Source organism: Streptomyces sp. NPDC004134, assembly GCF_042874195.1.
Classification (GTDB): Bacteria; Actinomycetota; Actinomycetes; order Streptomycetales; family Streptomycetaceae; genus Streptomyces.
The window spans coordinates 127508-147280 of the sequence record NZ_JBIAMS010000016.1; the positions used below are offsets into that span (position 1 = coordinate 127508).

At 73.4% G+C, this 19773-nt stretch carries 16 protein-coding genes and 1 pseudogene; 11 read left to right on the plus strand and 6 right to left on the minus strand.

Annotated features, from left to right (window positions below):
• Positions 1–19 precede the first annotated feature (19 nt).
• Positions 20–1468: an aldehyde dehydrogenase family protein gene (locus tag ACFYVJ_RS20985; RefSeq protein WP_388893505.1), complete on the minus strand. Its 1449-nt coding sequence runs from the start codon at positions 1466–1468 to the stop codon at positions 20–22.
• 528 nt (positions 1469–1996) lie between these two features.
• Between ACFYVJ_RS20985 and ACFYVJ_RS20990 the strand changes: the two genes are divergently transcribed.
• On the plus strand, positions 1997–3973 hold the full coding sequence (locus ACFYVJ_RS20990; protein WP_388893507.1) for an acyl-CoA dehydrogenase family protein: 1977 nt from the start codon (positions 1997–1999) through the stop codon (positions 3971–3973).
• A gap of 51 nt (positions 3974–4024) precedes the next feature.
• Here ACFYVJ_RS20990 and ACFYVJ_RS20995 read toward each other — a convergent pair whose 3' ends face one another.
• A complete protein-coding gene (locus ACFYVJ_RS20995) occupies positions 4025–4816 on the minus strand; it encodes an ArsR/SmtB family transcription factor (RefSeq protein WP_388893509.1) in 792 nt (263 codons plus the stop codon).
• Positions 4817–4962: 146 nt separating this feature from the next.
• Between ACFYVJ_RS20995 and ACFYVJ_RS21000 the strand changes: the two genes are divergently transcribed.
• The 7 genes from ACFYVJ_RS21000 to ACFYVJ_RS21030 all read left to right on the plus strand — a co-directional run bounded on the left by ACFYVJ_RS21000 (position 4963) and on the right by ACFYVJ_RS21030 (position 13318).
• Positions 4963–5901, plus strand: a complete 939-nt coding sequence (locus ACFYVJ_RS21000) for a sulfite exporter TauE/SafE family protein (protein WP_388893511.1) — start codon at positions 4963–4965, stop codon at positions 5899–5901.
• Positions 5902–5918: 17 nt separating this feature from the next.
• Positions 5919–7178, plus strand: a complete 1260-nt coding sequence (dxr, locus tag ACFYVJ_RS21005) for a 1-deoxy-D-xylulose-5-phosphate reductoisomerase (RefSeq protein WP_388893513.1) — start codon at positions 5919–5921, stop codon at positions 7176–7178.
• 30 nt (positions 7179–7208) lie between these two features.
• Positions 7209–8525: a M50 family metallopeptidase gene (locus ACFYVJ_RS21010; protein ID WP_388893515.1), complete on the plus strand. Its 1317-nt coding sequence runs from the start codon at positions 7209–7211 to the stop codon at positions 8523–8525.
• A 264-nt stretch (positions 8526–8789) separates the two neighbouring features.
• A complete protein-coding gene (gene ispG, locus ACFYVJ_RS21015; RefSeq protein WP_101421164.1) occupies positions 8790–9944 on the plus strand; it encodes a flavodoxin-dependent (E)-4-hydroxy-3-methylbut-2-enyl-diphosphate synthase in 1155 nt (384 codons plus the stop codon).
• Between the two features lie 62 nt (positions 9945–10006).
• Positions 10007–10852 carry a GNAT family N-acetyltransferase gene (locus tag ACFYVJ_RS21020; protein WP_388893517.1) on the plus strand — a complete coding sequence of 282 codons (846 nt, stop codon included), beginning with the start codon at positions 10007–10009 and terminating at the stop codon, positions 10850–10852.
• Between the two features lie 135 nt (positions 10853–10987).
• Positions 10988–11521 (plus strand): GNAT family N-acetyltransferase, encoded by a 534-nt coding sequence (locus ACFYVJ_RS21025; RefSeq protein ID WP_388893519.1) that lies wholly within the window; start codon positions 10988–10990, stop codon positions 11519–11521.
• An 81-nt stretch (positions 11522–11602) separates the two neighbouring features.
• A complete protein-coding gene (locus ACFYVJ_RS21030) occupies positions 11603–13318 on the plus strand; it encodes a proline--tRNA ligase (RefSeq protein ID WP_388893521.1) in 1716 nt (571 codons plus the stop codon).
• Positions 13319–13498: 180 nt separating this feature from the next.
• Here the strand turns inward: ACFYVJ_RS21030 and ACFYVJ_RS21035 are convergent, their stop codons facing one another.
• From ACFYVJ_RS21035 to ACFYVJ_RS21050, 4 genes are all read right to left on the minus strand, one after another.
• On the minus strand, positions 13499–15460 hold the full coding sequence (locus ACFYVJ_RS21035) for a penicillin-binding transpeptidase domain-containing protein (RefSeq protein WP_388893523.1): 1962 nt from the start codon (positions 15458–15460) through the stop codon (positions 13499–13501).
• Between the two features lie 91 nt (positions 15461–15551).
• Positions 15552–16472: an aminoglycoside phosphotransferase family protein gene (locus tag ACFYVJ_RS21040; RefSeq protein WP_388893525.1), complete on the minus strand. Its 921-nt coding sequence runs from the start codon at positions 16470–16472 to the stop codon at positions 15552–15554.
• Between the two features lie 41 nt (positions 16473–16513).
• Positions 16514–16990 carry a ferritin-like domain-containing protein gene (locus ACFYVJ_RS21045; RefSeq protein WP_388893527.1) on the minus strand — a complete coding sequence of 159 codons (477 nt, stop codon included), beginning with the start codon at positions 16988–16990 and terminating at the stop codon, positions 16514–16516.
• Positions 16991–17087: 97 nt separating this feature from the next.
• Entirely contained in the window at positions 17088–17642 is a 555-nt protein-coding gene (locus ACFYVJ_RS21050; protein ID WP_388893529.1) for a hypothetical protein, read from the minus strand.
• A 101-nt stretch (positions 17643–17743) separates the two neighbouring features.
• On the opposite strand from ACFYVJ_RS21050, the gene rimP reads away from it, so the two are divergent.
• From rimP to ACFYVJ_RS21065, 3 genes and pseudogenes are all read left to right on the plus strand, one after another.
• Positions 17744–18244 carry a ribosome maturation factor RimP gene (gene rimP, locus ACFYVJ_RS21055; protein ID WP_388893531.1) on the plus strand — a complete coding sequence of 167 codons (501 nt, stop codon included), beginning with the start codon at positions 17744–17746 and terminating at the stop codon, positions 18242–18244.
• A gap of 2 nt (positions 18245–18246) precedes the next feature.
• The gene (nusA, locus tag ACFYVJ_RS21060) at positions 18247–19233 is read left to right on the plus strand and encodes a transcription termination factor NusA (protein ID WP_388893533.1); all 987 of its coding nucleotides are present in this window, start codon (positions 18247–18249) and stop codon (positions 19231–19233) included.
• Positions 19234–19434: 201 nt separating this feature from the next.
• Positions 19435–19701 (plus strand): annotated as a pseudogene (locus ACFYVJ_RS21065) (YlxR family protein); the annotation flags it as partial.
• Positions 19702–19773: the final 72 nt, after the last annotated feature.

The following is a 19773-nucleotide window of genomic DNA, read 5'->3' on the forward strand; positions in this document are numbered from 1 at the left end:
TCGCGCAGGCCGGCCGTCGTCAGAGCCCGTCGAGCCCCGTGAAGACCATGACCTTCTCGTACGTGTAGTCCTCCATCGCGTACCGCACGCCCTCGCGCCCCACGCCGGAGCGCTTCACGCCCCCGTACGGCATCTGGTCCGCGCGGTACGACGGGACGTCGCCGACGATCACGCCGCCGACCTCCAGCTTCCGCTGCGCCCGGAAGGCGCTCTGCACGTCGTGCGTGAACACGCCCGCCTGGAGGCCGTACTTCGAGTTGTTGACCGCCGCGAACGCGGCGTCCTCGTCGTCCGCCCGCTGCACCGTCACGACCGGGCCGAACGCCTCCTCGTGGGAGATCCGCACGCCGCCCGGCACGTCCGTCAGCACCGTCGGCGTGTACGACGCACCGTCCCGCTTGCCGCCCGTCAGTAGCCGGGCACCGGCGCCGACGGCCTCGTCGACCCACGACTCCAGCCGCTGGGCCGCGGCCTCGCTGACCATCGGGCCGACGTCGGTGGTCTCGTCCGCCGGGTCACCGGTCACCTGCGACTCGACGGCCGCGACGACCTTGGGCACCAGGCGGTCGTAGACCGAGGCGTCGGCGATCACGCGCTGGACGGAGATGCACGACTGGCCCGCCTGGTAGTTGGCGAACGTGCCGATCCGCTGCGCGGCGTGGTCGAGGTCGGCCTCCGAGGAGTAGTCGCCCAGGACGACGGCCGCGCCGTTGCCGCCCAGCTCCAGGGTGACGCGCTTGCCGGGGACGGAGTTGAGGATGTCGTAGCCGACCTTGTCCGAGCCGGTGAAGGAGATGATCGGCAGCCGCTCGTCCTGGGTGAGGGCGGGCATCCGGTCGTTCGGCACCGGCAGCACGCTCCAGCTACCGGCCGGCAGGTCGGTCTCCGCCAGCAGCTCGCCGATGAGCAGCCCGGACAGCGGAGTGGCGGGGGCGGGCTTGAGGATGATCGGGGCGCCGACGGCCAGGGCCGGGGCGACCTTGTGGGCGCACAGGTTCAGCGGGAAGTTGAACGGCGCGATGCCGAGGACCGGGCCGTACGGGAAGCGCCGGGTGAAGGCCAGCCGGCCGGCCCCGCCCGGGTCGGTGTCGAGCCGCTGCCCGTCGCCGCTGCCCCACCTGCGGGCTTCCTCGGTGGCGAAGCGGAACGTGGACACGGCGCGGCCGACCTCGCCGCGGGCCCACTTCAGCGGCTTGCCGTTCTCGGCGGAGATCAGCCGCGCGATCTCCTCGGCGCGCGCGGCGATCTGCTTGGTCACATGGTCGAGCGCCGCGGCGCGCACGTGCGCGGGGGTGGCGGCCAGCTCGTCCTTCACCGCGTGCGCGGCGGCGACGGCCTCCTCGATCTGGGCGTCGGTGGGAATGCTCACCGTGCCGACCTTGCGGCCGTCCCAGGGCGAGGTGACGTCTAGGGTGTCCTCGCCGGTCGCCTGCCGGCCGGCGAGCCAGAACGCTTGTGTGGAAGTCACGGCAGAGTCCCTCCGGAGAGTGCAAGTACCTCTGCTGCCCACCGTAGGCGGTCGGCGGGGCAGGGTGCGTTGTCCGGCGCGTAGCACTCCGCGGATGCGGCGCTACGCGACGGAAGGGTGGGGCGGCGCGGGGGTGCGGCGCTGGGGATACGGGGTCCCGCGGCCCGCCGGTGCCCGCACGGGTCGCGGAGGCCGAGAGTACGGGGTCGGGGGCCGCGGCGGCGCGGGACGCGGGGGCGTGCGCCGGGCCCGGCGGCCGCCCGGGTGATCTTGTCGGTGGGGCAGCCTACCCTTGGGCGGGCGTGCGGGGAGAGGGCGGGGGAGGGGCCGGACGGGCCAGGTGGCGGGCCCGGCAGAGGTCCGGGAGAGGTCCGGGGAGAGGCCCGCGGACGGGGGCGTGAGGGCGTGCGGTGGGGTGCGGGGCACCCGATTGGCGCGCGCGGGGTGGTGTCGCCCGGCTGAATCGGGTACATACGCACAAGTAGCACCGGCTGGTAACCCCTACTCAGCGGCGAGGTGAGTTCCCTCATGACCGCACCATCCACACGGCCGTCCGTCTCCGAGAAGGAAGCCAGGGAGGTCGCCGAGGCCGCACGCGAGCAGGACTGGCGCAAACCCAGTTTCGCAAAGGAGCTGTTCCTCGGCCGCTTCCGCCTCGACCTCATCCACCCCCACCCCGAGCCCGCCGCCGAGGACGTGGCACGCGGCGAGGAGTTCCTCTCCCGGCTGCGGGACTTCTGCGAGACGAGCATCGACGGGGCCGTGATCGAGCGCGACGCGCAGATCCCCGACGAGACCGTGCGCGGGCTGAAGGAGATCGGCGCCCTCGGCATGAAGATCGACCGGAAGTACGGCGGTCTCGGCCTGACGCAGGTCTACTACAACAAGTCCCTCGCCCTCGTCGGCACGGCGAGCCCCGCCGTCGGCGCGCTGCTCTCGGCGCACCAGTCGATCGGCGTGCCGCAGCCGCTGAAGATCTTCGGCACCGAGGAGCAGAAGGAGGAGTTCCTGCCCCGGTGCGCGCGTACCGACATCTCCGCCTTCCTGCTCACCGAGCCCGACGTCGGCTCCGACCCGGCCCGGCTGGCGACCACCGCGGTCCCCGACGGCGACGGGCCCGACGCCGACTACCTGCTCGACGGGGTCAAGCTCTGGACCACCAACGGCGTCGTCGCCGACCTCCTCGTGGTGATGGCGCGGGTGCCGCCGCGGCCATCTGCCGACGGGGCCGAGGGGCACCGGGGCGGCATCACGGCGTTCGTCGTCGAGGCCGCCTCCGAGGGCGTCACGGTGGAGAACCGCAACCAGTTCATGGGCCTGCGCGGCATCGAGAACGGTGTCACCCGCTTCCACCAGGTGCGCGTCCCCGCCGCCAACCGCATCGGCCCCGAGGGCGCGGGCCTGAAGATCGCGCTGACCACCCTCAACACCGGGCGGCTCTCGCTGCCCGCCCTGTGCGTCGGCGCCGGCAAGTGGTGCTTGAAGATCGCCCGCGGCTGGGCCGGCGCCCGCGAGCAGTGGGGGCGGCCGGTCGCCAAGCACGAGGCCGTCGGCTCGAAGATCTCCTTCATCGCGGCGACGACGTTCGCGCTGGAGGCGGTGCTCGACCTGTCGTCCCAGATGGCCGACGAGGACCGCAACGACATCCGCATCGAGGCCGCCCTCGCCAAGCTCTACGGCTCGGAGATGGCCAGCCTCATGGCCGACGAGCTGATCCAGATCCGCGGCGGCCGCGGCTACGAGACCGCCGAGTCGCTGGCCGCCCGCGGCGAGAAGGCGATCCCGGCCGAGCAGATCGTGCGGGACCTGCGGATCAACCGGATCTTCGAGGGCTCGACCGAGATCATGCACCTGCTCATCGCCCGCGAGGCGGTGGACGCCCATCTGAAGGTCGCAGGCGACCTCATCGACCCGCAGAAGAACCTCTCCGAGAAGGCGCGCGCGGGGGCGCGGGCCGGCGGCTTCTACGCCCGCTGGCTGCCGAAGCTGGTCGCCGGCAAGGGGCAGGTGCCGCGGACGTACGGCGAGTTCCACCCGCCCGGGCACCGCGACCTCTCCACCCACCTGCGCTTCGTCGAGCGCAGCGCCCGCCGGCTGGCGCGCTCCACGTTCTACGGCATGTCCCGCTGGCAGGGGCGGATGGAGACCAAGCAGGGCTTCCTCGGCCGGGTGGTGGACATCGGCGCGGAGCTGTTCGCGATGAGCGCGGCGTGCGTACGGGCCGAGATGCTGCGCGCCGCTCCCGGCCGGGGCGGGCACGGCAAGGAGGCGTACGAGCTGGCCGACGCCTTCTGCCGGCAGGCCCGCATCCGGGTCGAGGAGCTGTTCGGCCGGCTGTGGACGAACACCGACGACCTGGACCGCACCGTGGTCAGGCAGGTGCTGGACGACGCGTACACCTGGCTGGAGGCGGGCATCGTCGACCCCTCGGGCGACGGCCCGTGGATCGCCGAGGCCGAGCCGGGCCCGGCGAAGAAGCCGAACCTGCACCGGCCGATCACCTAGCGGCGGACGGCGGTCGCGCGGACGGCGGTGCGGGCCGTCCGCGCGCCGCGGTCAGGCCGGCTGCCGCTCCAGGATCGACTTGAGCTGCGAGGCGAGCATGACCCAGCCGCCGCTGACGCTCTCCAGCATCCTGCTCTCCGGGCTGTCGAAGTGGTCGTGGGTGATGGTCAGCTTCACGCCCAGCTTCGGGATCTCGGCCGGCTCGATGTCGAAGGCGACCTGCGAGCGCTCCTTGCCCGCCTCGGCGAACTCCGCGTCCGACATGCCCAGCATCTCCTGGTGCATCGGCTGCAGCGTGTGCCAGGTGTACACCAGCCGCTTGCCCGGCTCGGCCACCAGGACGCGCTGGCCGAGGTCCAGGGGCTCGCCGTTCTCCTCCAGCGGCCAGTAGACGGTCGAGCCCGCCTGCCAGTCGGAGCGGGGCGCCCAGCCGCCGTGGTACTGCTCGAGGAACTCCGGCGTCGTCAGCGCTTCGTAGAGCTTCTCGGCCGTGGTCTCGATGTAGATCGTGTAGACGAACGCGGGCTTCTTCAAGGGATTTCCTTCCAACGCTTGCTTGAGCGCCGACAGCGCCGTGAGGCGCCCGCGCTCGTACCGGCCGATCCAGCGGTCGGCCACCTCGTGGATCGGCACGGGGTTGAGGTAGTGCAGCTTCTCCCGGCCGTGCCGCACGGCGGTGACCAGTCCTGCGGACTCCAGCACCGCCAGATGCTTGCTCACCGCCTGCCTGCTCATCTCCAGTCCCGCGCACAACTCCCGCAGGGTCTGGCCGTTCCGCTCGTTGAGGCGGTCGAGCAGCTCTCTGCGGCTGCCGTCGGCGAGCGCCCGGAAGACGTCGTCCATGGTCACCACCTCGGAGGACCAGATTGGCAACCAAATGGTTGCCTGTCAAGGCGGGGCTGTCGAGTGGCGCAGCTCACGGTCGCCGGGTGAAAATCAGAGAAAGCTATCCCTAGCATCCCGATAGGAAATCCCTAGTATCGATGTCTATGGACTTTTCGTGGTCGATGGTCGTGGCCGGCGCCCTGGTGGGCTGCATGGTCGGCCTCACAGGCATGGGCGGCGGCGCCCTCATGACCCCCATCATGGTGACGGTCTTCGGTGTCAACCCCACCCAGGCCATCGGCAGCGACCTCGCCACCTCGGTCTTCATGAAGCCCTTCGGCGCCGCCGTGCACCAGAAGGCGGGCACCGTCCGCTGGGACGTGGTGCGCTGGCTGCTGCCGACCGGGGTCCCGGCCGCGTTCTGCGGCGCCTTCCTGCTGCAGTTCCTCGGCGAGGGCGAGGACCTGCAGAGCCGGGTGAAGATCGTCATCGGCGCGGCGCTGCTGCTCGCCGTCACCGGCATGCTCGCCCGGATGTGGCTGGACCGGCGGCGCGCGGCGCAGGGCGAGGAGACCGAGGACGCGCACGTGCCGGTACGGCCCGTGCCCACGCTGGTCATCGGGCTCGTCGGCGGCCTCGTCGTCGGCATGACCTCGGTCGGCTCCGGCTCGCTGATCATCGTGATGCTGATGCTCGTGCACCCCCGGCTCAAGGCCAACCACCTCGTCGGCACCGACCTCGTCCAGGCCATCCCGATCGTCGCCGCCGCCGCGGTCGGCCACTTCCTCGTCGGCGACGCCAGCCTGGGGCTCGCGGCCGTGCTCCTCCTCGGCGCCATCCCCGGCGTGCTCGTCGGCGCCGTGCTCTCCACCCGCGCCCCCGGCGCCGTGCTGCGCTGGGTGCTGGCGATCATACTGCTCGCCACCGGGCTGTCCCTGGTGCACGTGCCGGAGACCGTCATCGTCCCGGCCTGCGTCGTGCTCGCCGCGTACGCCGTGATCAGCAGCCGCCCCCGCCGCGGCGCCCCGGCGGTGGACGGGGAACGGACGGGCGAGCCAACAGCGGACGGCATCGAGAGGGCATCTGCTCGGCGCCAAGTGTGAGCCGACACAATGGGGCGATGACCGAGACCTCTGCTGCCCCGCTCGCCGATCCGCACCTGCGTCCCGCGCCCGCGGACGACGGCCCCCGCGAGATCGTCATCCTCGGCTCGACCGGATCCATCGGCACCCAGGCCATCGACATCGTGCTGCGCAACCCCGGCCGGTTCCGGGTCACCGCCCTGTCCGCGGCGGGCGGCCGGGTGGAACTGCTGGCCGAGCAGGCGCACAAGCTGCGCGTACGCCGCGTCGCGGTCGCCCGCGCCGACAAGGCCGGCGAGCTGCGCGAGGCGCTGTCCGCGCGGTACGGGGCCGGGGAGCCGCTGCCCGAGGTCCTGGCGGGTCCCGACGCCGCCACCGAGGTCGCCGCCGACGAGTGCCACACCGTGCTCAACGGCATCACCGGCTCCATCGGGCTCGCGCCCACCCTCGCCGCGCTCAAGGCGGGCCGGATGCTGGCGCTGGCCAACAAGGAGTCCCTGATCGTCGGCGGTCCGCTGGTCAAGGACGTGGCCAGGCACGGCCAGATCGTGCCCGTGGACTCCGAGCACTCCGCCCTCTACCAGGCGCTGCTCGGCGGCACCCGCGGCGAGGTGCGCAAGCTCCTGGTCACCGCCTCCGGCGGCCCGTTCCGCGGCCGGACGCGCGAGGAGCTGACGGAGGTCACCCCGGAGCAGGCCCTCGCCCACCCCACCTGGGACATGGGCCCGGTCGTCACCATCAACTCCTCCACCCTGGTCAACAAGGGCCTGGAGGTCATCGAGGCACACCTGCTCTACGACGTCCCCTTCGACCGCATCGAGGTCGTCGTCCACCCGCAGTCCTACGTGCACTCCATGGTCGAGTTCACCGACGGCTCCACCCTGGCCCAGGCCAGCCCGCCCGACATGCGGATGCCGATCGCGCTGGCGCTCGGCTGGCCCGACCGGGTGCCGGACGCCGCGCCCGCCTTCGACTGGTCGGCCGCCTCCACCTGGGAGTTCTTCCCGCTCGACGAGAAGGCGTTCCCCTCCGTGCCGCTGGCCTGCCACGTCGGCGCCCTCGGCGGCACCGCCCCGGCGGTCTTCAACGCGGCGAACGAGGAGTGTGTCGACGGCTTCCTCACCGGCAAGCTCCCGTTCCTTGGCATCATGGACACGGTCAGCCAGGTCGTCGCGGAACACGGCACGGACGATCCGGGAACCCGGCTGACGGTCGCGGACGTCCTCGAAGCCGAGACCTGGGCGCGCGCCCGGGCCAGGGAGCTGGCCGGGCTGCCTGCCGACCAGCACGACAAGTGACGATCGACAACTGATGACGAAGGTGCGCCCATGACGACACTCATGACGATTCTCGGCATCGTCGTCTTCGCCTTCGGGCTCCTCGTCTCCATCGCCTGGCACGAGTTCGGCCACATGAGCACGGCCAAGATGTTCGGCGTCCGGGTGCCGCAGTTCATGGTGGGCTTCGGCCCGACCATCTGGTCGCGGACGAAGGGCGAGACGGAGTACGGCATCAAGGCCATCCCCCTCGGCGGCTACATCCGCATGATCGGGATGTTCCCGCCCGGGGACGACGGCAAGATCCAGCAGCGCTCGTCCTCACCCTTCCGCGGCATGATCGAGGACGCCCGTGCTGCCGCGTACGAGGAGCTGCAGCCCGGCGACGAGAAGCGGCTGCTGTACACGCGGGCCCCGTGGAAGCGGGTCATCGTGATGTTCGCCGGGCCGTTCATGAACCTGGTGCTGGCCGTCGTGGTGTTCGTCGGCGTGATGATGACGTTCGGCATCGCCACCCAGACCACGACCGTCGGCTCGGTCTCCGACTGCGTGATCAAGGCCGAGTCGGTCGCCGAGAACCCGGACCGCAAGTGCAACGACGCCGACCCCGCCGCGCCCGCGAAGAAGGCGGGCCTGGAGCGCGGCGACCAGATCGTGGCGTTCAACGGCCGTCCGGTCCAGGACTGGGAGACCCTGCAGAGCAGCATCCGGGAGACCATCGGCCCGGCTACCGTCACCGTCGAGCGGGACGGCAAGCGCGTCGACCTGCACCCCACGCTCACCGAGAACACGGTCAGCAAGAGCGACGGCGAGGGCGGCTACGTCGACGGCGAGTACGTGAAGGCCGGCTTCCTCGGCTTCACCCCCGCCACCGGCGTGGTCAAGCAGGACTTCGGCCAGTCCGTGGACCGCATGGGCGACATGGTGGTCAACGGGTTCGACGCGCTGATCGCGCTGCCGTCGAAGGTCCCCGACCTGTGGGACGCGGCGTTCCAGGGCGAGGAGCGCAAGGAGGACTCGCCGGTCGGCGTGGTCGGCGCGGCCCGGGTCGGCGGCGAGGTGCTGAACCTCGACATCCCGCCGGAGCAGCGGGTGGCGTCGATGCTGCTGCTGGTGGCGGGCTTCAACCTGTCGCTGTTCCTGTTCAACATGCTGCCGCTGCTGCCGCTGGACGGCGGGCACATCGCGGGGGCGCTGTGGGAGTCCGTGCGGCGCAGGTTCGCGCGCGTCTTCCGGCGACCCGACCCGGGGCCCTTCGACGTCGCCAAGCTGATGCCGGTGGCGTACGTGGTCGCAGGGGTGTTCATCTGCTTCACGCTGCTGGTGCTGGTGGCGGACGTGGTGAACCCGGTGAAGCTCACGGGCTGACCCGGGCGGCGGAGCGGGGCGCGGACCACGCCGTACGCACCCGCCCGCCGCCTTTCCGCCGGCTGCCGGCGCCGCCGCGGCCCGCGCGGTGCGCCCAGGCCGCGGCACCGGCGCACCGTGCGGTAAACGTACGGTGCCGGTTTATCGACACTTCCGGTGACCACCCCGGCGCCGGGCGGGGCCCGGCGCGCGGGTGCCGTAATCTCGGTAGCCGGGCCCTCATCCGGCGGGGGCCATGATCCGTACATCAGGGGTTGCCGTCAGATGACTGCCGTTTCGCTGGGAATGCCGTCCGTTCCGCTGAAGATGGCCGAGCGCAGGGCGAGTCGTACGCTGCAGGTCGGGTCCGTCGCCGTCGGCGGCGAGGCACCGGTCTCCGTCCAGTCGATGACCACCACCCGCACCTCCGACATCGGCGCCACCCTCCAGCAGATCGCCGAGCTGACCGCCTCCGGCTGCCAGATCGTCCGGGTGGCCTGCCCCACGCAGGACGACGCCGACGCGCTGCCCGTGATCGCCAGGAAGTCGCAGATCCCCGTCATCGCGGACATCCACTTCCAGCCCAAGTACGTCTACGCCGCGATCGACGCCGGCTGCGCCGCGGTCCGGGTGAACCCGGGCAACATCAAGAAGTTCGACGACCAGGTCAAGCAGATCGCCCAGGCGGCCTCCGCCGCCGGCACCCCGATCCGTATCGGCGTGAACGCCGGCTCGCTCGACCGGCGGCTGCTCGCGAAGTACGGCAAGGCCACCCCGGAGGCGCTGGTCGAGTCCGCGCTGTGGGAGTGCTCGCTCTTCGAGGAGCACGGCTTCACGGACATCAAGATCTCGGTGAAGCACAACGACCCGGTCGTCATGGTCAACGCCTACCGGCAGCTCGCCGCCCAGTGCGACTACCCGCTGCACCTCGGCGTCACCGAGGCCGGGCCCGCCTTCCAGGGCACCATCAAGTCCGCCGTCGCGTTCGGCTCGCTCCTCGGCGAGGGCATCGGTGACACGATCCGCGTCTCCCTCTCCGCCCCGCCGGTGGAGGAGGTCAAGGTCGGCATCCAGATCCTGGAGTCCCTCGGGCTGCGCGAGCGCCGGCTGGAGATCGTCTCCTGCCCCTCCTGCGGCCGCGCCCAGGTCGACGTCTACAAGCTCGCCGACGAGGTCACCGCGGGTCTGGACGGCATGGAGGTGCCGCTGCGCGTCGCCGTCATGGGCTGCGTCGTCAACGGCCCGGGCGAGGCCCGCGAGGCCGACCTCGGCGTCGCCTCCGGCAACGGCAAGGGCCAGATCTTCGTCAAGGGAGAGGTCATCAAGACCGTCCCCGAGTCGAAGATCGTCGAGACGCTGATCGAGGAGGCGATGAAGATCGCCGACCGGATGGAGGCCGACGGCGCCGCCGCCGGCGAGCCGGAGGTCACCGTCGGCTGACCGCCGGGCACGGCGCGTACCCGCAGGAAGCGGGCGGACGCGGGCACAGGTACAGTGCCGCTGTGTTGACGACCACCACCACCCGGCTGCTGGAGCCCGCGGAGCTCGACGCCGCCCGCGCCGTGCTCGACCGCGAGCCGGTCGCCAACGCGTTCGTCGCCTCCCGCGTCGCCGTCGCGGGGCTCGACCCCTGGCGGCTCGGCGGTGAGCTGTGGGGCTGGTACGCGGGCGGGCGGCTGGAGTCCCTCTGCTACGCCGGCGCCAACCTCGTGCCCGTCTGCGCCACCCCCGAGGCGGTACGCGGCTTCGCCGAGCGCGCCCGGCGCGCCGGGCGGCGCTGCTCGTCGATCGTCGGCCCGGCCGAGCCCACCGCAGAGCTGTGGTCCCTGCTGGAGCCCGCCTGGGGGCCCGCGCGCGAGGTGCGCGCGCGGCAGCCGCTGATGGTCACCACCTCGATGCCCGCGGAGGTCGTGCCGGACCCGCTGGTCCGCCGCATCCGCAAGGACGAGATGGACCTGATCATGCCGGCGTGCGTGGCCATGTTCACCGAGGAGGTCGGCATCTCGCCGCTCGCCGGCGACGGCGGGCTGCTGTACCAGGCGCGGGTCGCGGAACTCGTGGGCGGCGGCCGGTCCTTCGCGCGCGTGGAGGACGGCCAGGTCGTGTTCAAGGCGGAGATCGGCGCGGCGACAGCGCGCGCGTGCCAGATCCAGGGCGTGTGGGTGGCGCCGGAGCACCGCGGGCGCGGGCTGTCGGAGACCGGCCTCGCGGCCGTCCTGCGGTACGCGCTGCGCGAGGTGGCGCCGGTGGTCAGCCTGTACGTGAACGACTTCAACACGGTGGCGCGCGCGGCGTATCGCCGGGTGGGCTTCCGCGAGGTCGGGGCGTTCATGAGCGTGCTGTTCTGAGAGCCCGCTCCGCGGCGGCACGGGGGCGTGCGGGGCGCGTACGGGACTCGTCTCCGCGGCGTTCCGGCGTCGCGGCCGGGGCGTGGCCACGGGGGTGGGCAGGCGGGGCGCGGGCGCAGGGTAGGGTGCGCAGCCATGGATGACGTCGTCGTCGGCCCTCTCGACCTCGCCGCCCGCGTGGACGACGCGCTTGCCGTACAGGCCGTCGCCTTCGGGCTCACCGACGACGAGATCGCCGTCCGCCGCCATGTCGTACTGCGGCACCTGACCAACACGGGCGCCCGGGCGCTGGGCGCCACCACCGCCGCCGGGCGGCTCGCCGGGTTCGTCTACGGCATGCCGAACAACCGCGTGTACTGGTGGTCCACGGTCGTCCAGCCCTATCTGCGCGCGGCCGGCGAGGACCGCTGGCTGGACGACGCCTTCGTCATCACCGAACTCCACGTGCACCCCGCCTTCCAGCAGCGCGGCATCGGCCGCGAGCTGATCACGCGGATCACCGACTCCGCCGACGAGCCCAGGAGCCTGCTCTCGGCGATCGACGTGGAGAGCCCCGCACGCCACCTGTACCGGCAGCTCGGCTACCGCGACCTCGCCCGCCGCGTGGTCTTCCCCGGCGCCCCCAGCCCGTACGTGGTGATGGGCGCGGAGCTGCCGCTGCTTCGCTGAGTCGTCCACAACCCGCGAGTTGTCCACAGCTTCGGCGGACGAATTACCGGCGGGCCCGCGTCCGGCGCTAGAGTCCGGGGCATGAGCCAGCACAGCCACGTTCAGCGCATGTCCCGGATGATGCTCAAGACGCTGCGCGACGACCCCGCCGACGCCGAGACCGCGAGCCACAAGCTGCTCGTCCGCGCGGGCTATGTCCGCCGCTCGTCCGCCGGGGTGTGGACGTGGCTGCCGCTCGGCAAGCGGGTCCTGGAGAACGTGGCGCGCGTCGTCCGCGAGGAGATGGACGCGATCGGCGGCCAGGAGGTGCTGCTGCCGGCCCTGCTGCCCCGCGAGCTGTACGAGACGACGGGCCGCGCCGAGGAGTACGGCGACCTGCTCTTCTCCCTCAAGGACCGCAAAGGCGTCGACTACGTGCTGGGGCCCACGCACGAGGAGCTGTTCGCCCAGGTCGTCAAGGATCAGTGCTCGTCCTACAAGGACATGCCCGTGATCCTCTACCAGATCCAGATCAAGTACCGGGACGAGGCGCGGCCCCGCTCCGGCGTGCTGCGCGGCCGCGAGTTCCACATGAAGGACTCGTACTCCTTCGACACCACCGACGAGGGCCTGGCCGCCGCGTACGGGCTGCACCGCGAGGCGTACCAGCGGATCTTCGAGCGGCTCGGCTTCGACTTCCGGATCGTCTCCGCCGTCTCCGGCGCCATGGGCGGCTCGGCGAGCGAGGAGTTCCTGGCCCCGGCTTCCGCCGGCGAGGATACCTATGTGCAGTGCCCCGCCTGCGGCTTCGCCGCGAACACCGAGGCGATGACGACGACGGTGGCGCCCTCCCCGGTCGAGGGGCACCCGCCGGTCGAGGAGCTGGACACCCCGGACACCCCGACGATCGAGACCCTCGCCGCGCACCTGGGCATCCCCGCGTCCGCAACGCTGAAGAACCTGCTGGTGAAGATCGACGGCGAGATCACCGCGGTCGGCGTTCCCGGCGACCGCGAGGTGGACCTGGGCAAGCTCGCCGAGCACCTGGCCCCGGCCGAGGTCGAGGTCGTCACGGCCGAGGACTTCGCCGGGCGCCCCGATTTGGTCCGGGGGTACGTCGGCCCGCAGGGCATGGCCGGCAAGGCGTTCCGCTACCTGGCCGACCCGCGGGTCGCCCCCGGCACCTCGTGGGTGACCGGCTCCAACAAGCCCGACTCGCACGCGCGCAACGTGGTGTGCGGCCGCGACTTCGAGGTCGACCAGTACCTCGACGTGGTCGTCGTCGAGCCCGGCGACCCCTGCCCGCGCTGCGGCGCGGGCATCGAGCTGGACCGGGCCATCGAGATCGGCCACATCTTCCAGCTCGGCCGCAAGTACGCCGACGCCTTCGAGCTGGACGTCCTCGGCCAGAACGGCAAGCCGGTGCGGGTGACCATGGGTTCGTACGGGATCGGGGTCTCCCGGGCCGTCGCCGCGCTCGCCGAGCAGACGCACGACGAGCTGGGGCTGTGCTGGCCGCGCGAGGTGGCCCCGGCGGACGTGCACATCGTCGCGGCGGGCAAGGCCAAGCAGACGGAGCTGGCGCTGGAGCTGGCGGAGAAGCTGGGCGCGGCGGGCGTGCGGGTGCTGGTGGACGACCGGGCGTCGGTGTCGCCCGGCGTGAAGTTCACCGACGCCGAGCTGATCGGGGTGCCGCAGATCCTGGTCGCCGGGCGGCGCGCGGGCGACGGCGTGGTGGAGCTGAAGGACCGCCGCACCGGCGAGCGCGAGGAACTGCCGGTGGACGAGGCGCTGGCGCGGCTGACGTCGGCCGGCTGACCGCCGCGGCGCCGGCCGCGGAGAGCCGGCGGAGTCGGCGGACCGCGCCGGCGGACGGAACTGACGAGGACGGCGCCGGCGGAGCTGAGGGGCGGCGGTGGCTGCCACCCCCGGGGCCGTACGGGTCCGGGCGGCGGTGGGAGAGCCGCCGCCCAGGCGGTACCGGGCCCGATGGCGGCGTTACCGGCCGGAGCCGCCCGGTGCGGGCGCGGCCGCGCGGAGGAAGTCGGCGGCGACCGGGCCCGCGTCCTTGCCGCCCGAGCCGCCGTCCTCGACGAGCACGCTGAACGCGAGGTCCGCGCCCTCCAGATATCCGATCATCCAGGCGTGGGTCCGCGGAGGGGTCCGGGTGCCGAACTCGGCGGTGCCCGTCTTGGCGTGCGGCCGGCCGGGCAGCCCCGCGAGCGCCGAGCCCGAGCCGTCGGTGACGACGCCCCGCATCAGCGAGCGCAACTGCTCGTAGGTGCGCGCGTCGAGCGTCTCCGGCGCCCGGTACGGCTCGTCCACCGCGTCCGGCACCAGCACCGGCTGGCGGAACCTGCCGTCCTTCACCGTCGCCGCCACCGACGCCATCACCAGCGGGCTCGCCTCCACCCGGCCCTGCCCGATCATCGCCGCCGCCTTGTCGTTGTCGCTCCCGGCCGCCGGCACGCTGCCGTCGAAGGTGGCCGCGCCGACCTGCCAGGTGCCGCCGACGCCGAAGGCGCGGGCGGTGCGCGTCAGGGTCCTCTCGTCCAGTTCGTCGCGCAGGCCGACGAAGGCGGTGTTGCAGGACCGCGCGAACGCCTCCGCGAAGGTGGTGCCGGGCGGCAGGTCGAACTCGTCCTGGTTCTCGAAGCGTTGCCCCGCCACGTTCGCCGCCGCCGGGCAGGCCACCCGGTCCCCGGCGGCAAGGCCGCCCTCCAGAAGTGCGGCTGCGGTGACCGTCTTGAAGGTGGAGCCGGGCGGGAACCGGCCGGTCAGCGCGTGGCTCTCACCGGAGTCAGGGCTGTCCGCGACGGCCAGCACCCGGCCCGTACCGGGGTCGACCGCAACGATCGAGGCGCTCTTGCCGAGCCCGCCGACCGCCTCCTCCGCGGCCCGCTGCACCCCCGGGTCGATCGTCGTGCGCACCGGCTTGCCCGCGCCCGGCTTCTTGCGGGCCAGGGTGCGCACCGGCGCGCCCGTCGCCCGGTCGGCGACCACGACCTCGGCGCCGGGCGCCGCGTACAGCCGCTTGTCGTAGCGCGCCTGCAGCGCCGAGGCGCCCCTGCCGGAGTCCGGCGCGACAGCGCCGACCAGGGAACGGGCCAGGTGCGCGACGGGCTGCCGGGAGTCGACGAACTGCAGCCCGGGAACGGCCAGCAGCCGGTCGCGGTGCTGTCGGTAGACCTCGTCCCGCAGCGTCACCACCGGCACCGACTCGTCGGGGTCCGCGGCGGCCACGCGCTTCTTCAGCCGCGGCACGTCGAGGTCCGCGCCGAGCGCGGGGTCGGCGAGGGCCGCGTACGCGCGGCCGGGGTCCGACAGCTTCGCGGGCCAGATGGAGACGGCCCACACCGTGGCGTCGCCGGCCAGTTCGGAGCCGTCGGCGGCGAGTATCGGGGCGCGCTCGGCGCGCCGGGTGGTGGTGACGAGGGTCTGGTGGCGGCGCAGCGCGGGATGCACGAGCCGGGGCTCCCAGCGCACCTGCCAGCCGGGGTCCGCCCCGCCGCCGTCCTTACCGGACTCACCGCCCTCGCCGTCGCCGCCGTCCTGGCCGTGGGACGGGGGCAGGGCCACCGCGCGGGTCTCGTACTCCCAGGTGCCGAAGTCCGGCAGCCGCAGCCGGACGGAGAACGGCACGGTGTACGTGCCGTCGTCGCCCTTCTCGGCGTCGTCGAGGGAGACGAGCACGTCCTTCGGATCCAGCCCGCGGTGCACGGAGTCCAGCAGGTCGGCGGCGGCCCGGGGCCGGTCGGTGTGGCTCGCGGCCTCCTCGCCGTCGCCGCGCGCCCAGGCGGCCACGTACGCCCGCACCTCCTCCTGAGCGTCGGCGGCGGCGTCGTCGTCACCGCCCATCACGTAGGCGATGCTCGCGGCCAGCACCCCGGCCGCGACCACGACGGCCCCGGCGACCAGGGCCCACTGGGACCGTATGCGCGAGGGCGGGGCCAGATCCATGCGGGCATCCTAGGGCGTCGCCCCCGCCGCCCAGAGAACGCCAACAGGCCGTCCACGGACGGCTGTCGGCCACCGCCGGCGGCCCGGGCGGTCAGAGCCAGCCCGCGTACTCCAGGTGCAGTTCGCCGCCGTTGCGGTCGCCGCGGGTCAGGGCGGTCACGCCCGTCGCGACGCAGCGGAACAGCGTCCAGTCCCGCAGCCGGTCGCGGTCGACGTCCAGCGCGTCGGCCAGCTTCGTCAGCCGCCGCCTGGTCGCCGCCGCCGCGCCCGGTGCGGCCACCAGGGTGTCGACGCGGTCCCGCGCCGGCCAGGCCAGGTCGTACGCCCGCTCGCCCACCAGCGGTCGCGGCCCCACCGCGAGCCACGGCATCCGCTCGGCGGCCAGCACGTGCCCCTGGTGGTAGTCGCCGTGCAGCAGCACGTCGGGCCCCGCCGCCGCCCGGTCGCCGAGCAGCGCCTCGCGCCGGTCCAGCGCCGCGTCGACCAGCTCCGCGTACGGCTCGGCGCGCAGCGCGCGCAGCCGCTCCGCGAGCCGCCCGGTGTGCTCGGCCACGGTCGGCAGCGGGTGGCCCGCGGGCGGCGCGGTCCACAGCCGCTGGAGCGTCGCCGCCGCCTCCAACTGCGCCTTCGCCTCCGCCAGCGAGCGGAGGCTGACGTCCGCCTGGAGCCGTTCCAGCAGCAGCGCCCCCGAGGCGGCGTCTGCGCGCAGCAGCCGCACCGCGCCGACGCCGTTCCAGTGCTCCAGCGCGCGCTGCTCGGCCGCGATGCGCTCCGGCTCGTACGCGACCTTGAGCGCCGCCGGAGTGCCGTCCTCCTGCCGTACGAGGACGAGGACGCTGGTCCTGCCGCCCGGCGCGTGCACCCGCTCCGGAATCAGTGCCCAGCGCCGCAGCAGCCCCTCCACCAGCCCGGACAGCCCCGCGAGCCAGGCGCGGCCCGGGTCGCCGTGGGCCGAGACGTGGCGCACCAGGCGCTCCGGCGGCTCGGCCCTGTACTGCGGTGCAGATGCCATGCGGGCGGTGTCCTCTTGCTGGGTCGGTCCTGCCGGGCGGGTCAGTCCTGGCGGCCGGCGCCCTCCTGCCGGCCGGCGGGTGCGGTGTCGGGCGTGCGTTCGGCCAGCCCAGGGAAGGCTACGCTCCCGCCGCGCCAGCGTGCCGCCCGGACCGCCGCCTCGCGCAGCGCGGCCGCCGCGTCGCGGCGCAGCTCGCCCTCCGCTGCCCGGACGAGGTCGGCGTAGCTGCCCGCGATCCGGTCCTCCAGCTCGGTCGCCAGCCGGACGGCGGCGGCCTCGTCCGGCACCTCGAACGGCAGCGCGTACGCGGCGGCCGCGGGCTGCGGCCGGTCGCCGAGGTCGCTGACGACGCGGCTCAGGGCGTCGCGGCGGGCGCGGTGGGCGTCGTAGCCTGCGCGCGCCTGGTCGGCCAGGCCGCCGGCGCGGGCGCCGACGACGCCGTAGCCGTAGACGGCGGCGTGCTCGGCGGCCAGCGCGCGCTGCGCCGCGGCGCGGGCCTCGTCGGACGGGTCGCTCACGGTGCCTCCTGGGGTACGGGACGGGGGCGGCCCGCCGCCCGGCCGCCGCGCTGGGTACGGCGCCCGCCGCGGCGCCGGGGGGCGGGCCCCGTAGCACTCACGCCATCGCCCCGAGGAGGTAGACGTGGGCCGCGCCCGCCGCGGCGACCGAGGCCAGCAGGCCCGCGAACTCCCCCGGGGCCGTGGCCAGGGCGGCGGTGTGGGCATCGGCGGTGCGTTTCTCCGCGGTGGCCAACTCGGCGAGGGCCCGCGCCGGTTCCGCGGCCACCGGCTCGCCGCCGCGCTTCTTCGCGGGCGGCGGGGGAGCGGCGTCCGCGCGGTCGCCGGGCCCCTCCGCCCCCCGTGCCGGAGACGCGGCGCGGGTGTCCGCGGGCAGGCCGCGGGCCAGGGCGGCCACGTGCTGCGCCACCTCCGCGCGCAGCGGGGCCAGCCCGTCGGCCAGACCGGGGTGGGCCGCCGTGGTCGCGTCGTAGCGCCGCAGCAGTAAGCGCGACTCGTCCGCGGCACGGCGCCGGAGCCGTTCGGTGCGCGCGGGGTCGGGGTCCCCGTCGCCGCCGCCGTCTCCGGAACAGCTCGCGGTGGTGCCTGTCGCCGCCAGCAGGGCGGCACCGGCCAGCACGGTCCTTCTCGCCGGGAGTCCCTTGATCCGCACGAGCCGAGCGTACCGGTGGGCAACGCACAGGTCGTGGAGCGGATACGCTTTGACCGGACGTGACGTCACACAACAGCACACGCGGCCGAGGAGTCACCCGGATGAGCACCACCCAGAACGAGAGGCTGCGGGATCTGCTGGAGCCGCTCGTCAAGGAACGCGACCTCGATCTGGAGGAGATCGAGCTCACCCCGGCCGGCAGGCGGCGTGTCCTGCGGGTCGTGGTCGACGCCGACGGCGGCGTGGGCCTCGACACCTGCGCCGACTTGAGCCGGCGCATCGCCGGGGAGCTGGACGCCTCCGACGCCATGGGCGATCGCCCGTACGTCCTGGAAGTCACCTCTCCCGGTACGGACCGCCCGCTGACCCTGCCGCGCCACTACCGTCGTGCCGCGGACCGTTTGGTCAAGGTGCAGCTACGGGAGGGGGGCGAGGTCGTGGGACGGATCACCGCGGTGGACGACGCGGGACTGGACCTGGAGGTGCCGGGGGTGAAGGGTCGTAAGCCCACTGCCCGGCGACTGGAGTTCGGCGAGATCGCCACGGCCCGGGTCGAGATCGAGTTCAACCGCAAGGTGACGAAGGACGAGGAGGGTTCGTAGCAGTGGACATCGACATGAGCGCGCTGCGCGGCTTGGTGCGGGAGAAGGAGATCTCCTTCGACCTGCTGGTCGAGGCCATCGAGTCGGCCCTCCTCATCGCGTACCACCGCACCGAGGGCAGCCGGCAGCAGGCCCGCGTGGAGCTGAACCGGGAGACCGGGCACGTCACGGTGTGGGCCAAGGAGGACCCGGACGACGTGCCGGAGGGCGGGGAGGCGCGCGAGTTCGACGACACCCCGTCGGGTTTCGGCCGGATCGCCGCCACCACCGCGAAGCAGGTCATCCTGCAGCGGCTGCGGGACGCCGAGGAGGAGATCACCTTCGGTGAGTACGCGGGCCGCGAGGGCGACATCGTCACGGGCGTCGTGCAGCAGGGCAAGGACCCGAACAACGTGCTGGTGGACATCGGCCGGCTGGAGGCCATCCTGCCGGTGCAGGAGCAGGTGCCGGGCGAGGAGTACAAGCACGGCACCCGGCTGCGCACGTACGTGGTGCGGGTGACCAAGGGCGTACGCGGCCCGTCCGTGACCCTGTCGCGCACACATCCGAACCTGGTGAAGAAGCTCTTCGCGCTGGAGGTGCCGGAGATCGCCGACGGCTCGGTGGAGATCGCGGCCATCGCCCGCGAGGCCGGGCACCGCACGAAGATCGCGGTGCGGTCCACCCGCTCCGGGCTGAACGCCAAGGGCGCCTGCATCGGCCCGATGGGCGGCCGGGTGCGCAACGTGATGGCGGAGCTGGGCGGCGAGAAGATCGACATCGTCGACTGGTCGGACGAGCCGGGCGACCTGGTCGCCAACGCGCTGTCGCCGGCGCGGGTGACCAAGGTCGACATCGTGGACCTGGCGGCCCGCTCGGCCCGGGTGACGGTGCCGGACTACCAGCTCTCGCTGGCGATCGGCAAGGAGGGCCAGAACGCCCGCCTGGCGGCCAGGCTGACGGGCTGGCGCATCGACATCCGCCCCGACACCGAGCAGCCGGCCGACTGACGCCGGGGTCCGGTACGCGGCCCCGGCGCCGTCCGCGCCCGGCTCCCGGGCCGGCGGTCGGCCGTGAAAACCGGGTCGCACCGACGGGCGTAGATCACGTATCGTCGGGCCCGCCGTGGGCTGTGCCTCGCCGTGGGCGAAAACAGCCGTTCGATCGGTACCCCGAGGCGGTGCCTGTCGGCCGTGGAGGTAGACTTGAGCGTGTCTGGCCGGACGCGTGCCCGGGCCTGCCCCGAGCGCACCTGCGTGGGGTGCCGGGTGCGTGCGACCAAAGGCGATCTGCTGCGTGTGGTGGAGGCCGGGGGCGCGTGCGTCCCTGATCCCCGCGGTACGCTGCCCGGCCGGGGCGCTTATCTGCACCCCGTCAAGGCATGCCTCGACCTGGCGGTCCGCCGCCGGGCGTTCGTCCGGGCCCTGCGGGCCCAGGGCCCGCTCGGCACCGCGGACGTGGACCGTTTCGTGGAGCAGCAGGCCGTGGAGGCAGACATGAGCACGAAGAAGACGAGCGTCGCGCGGAACCCCGCGCGACCAGGTACCTCG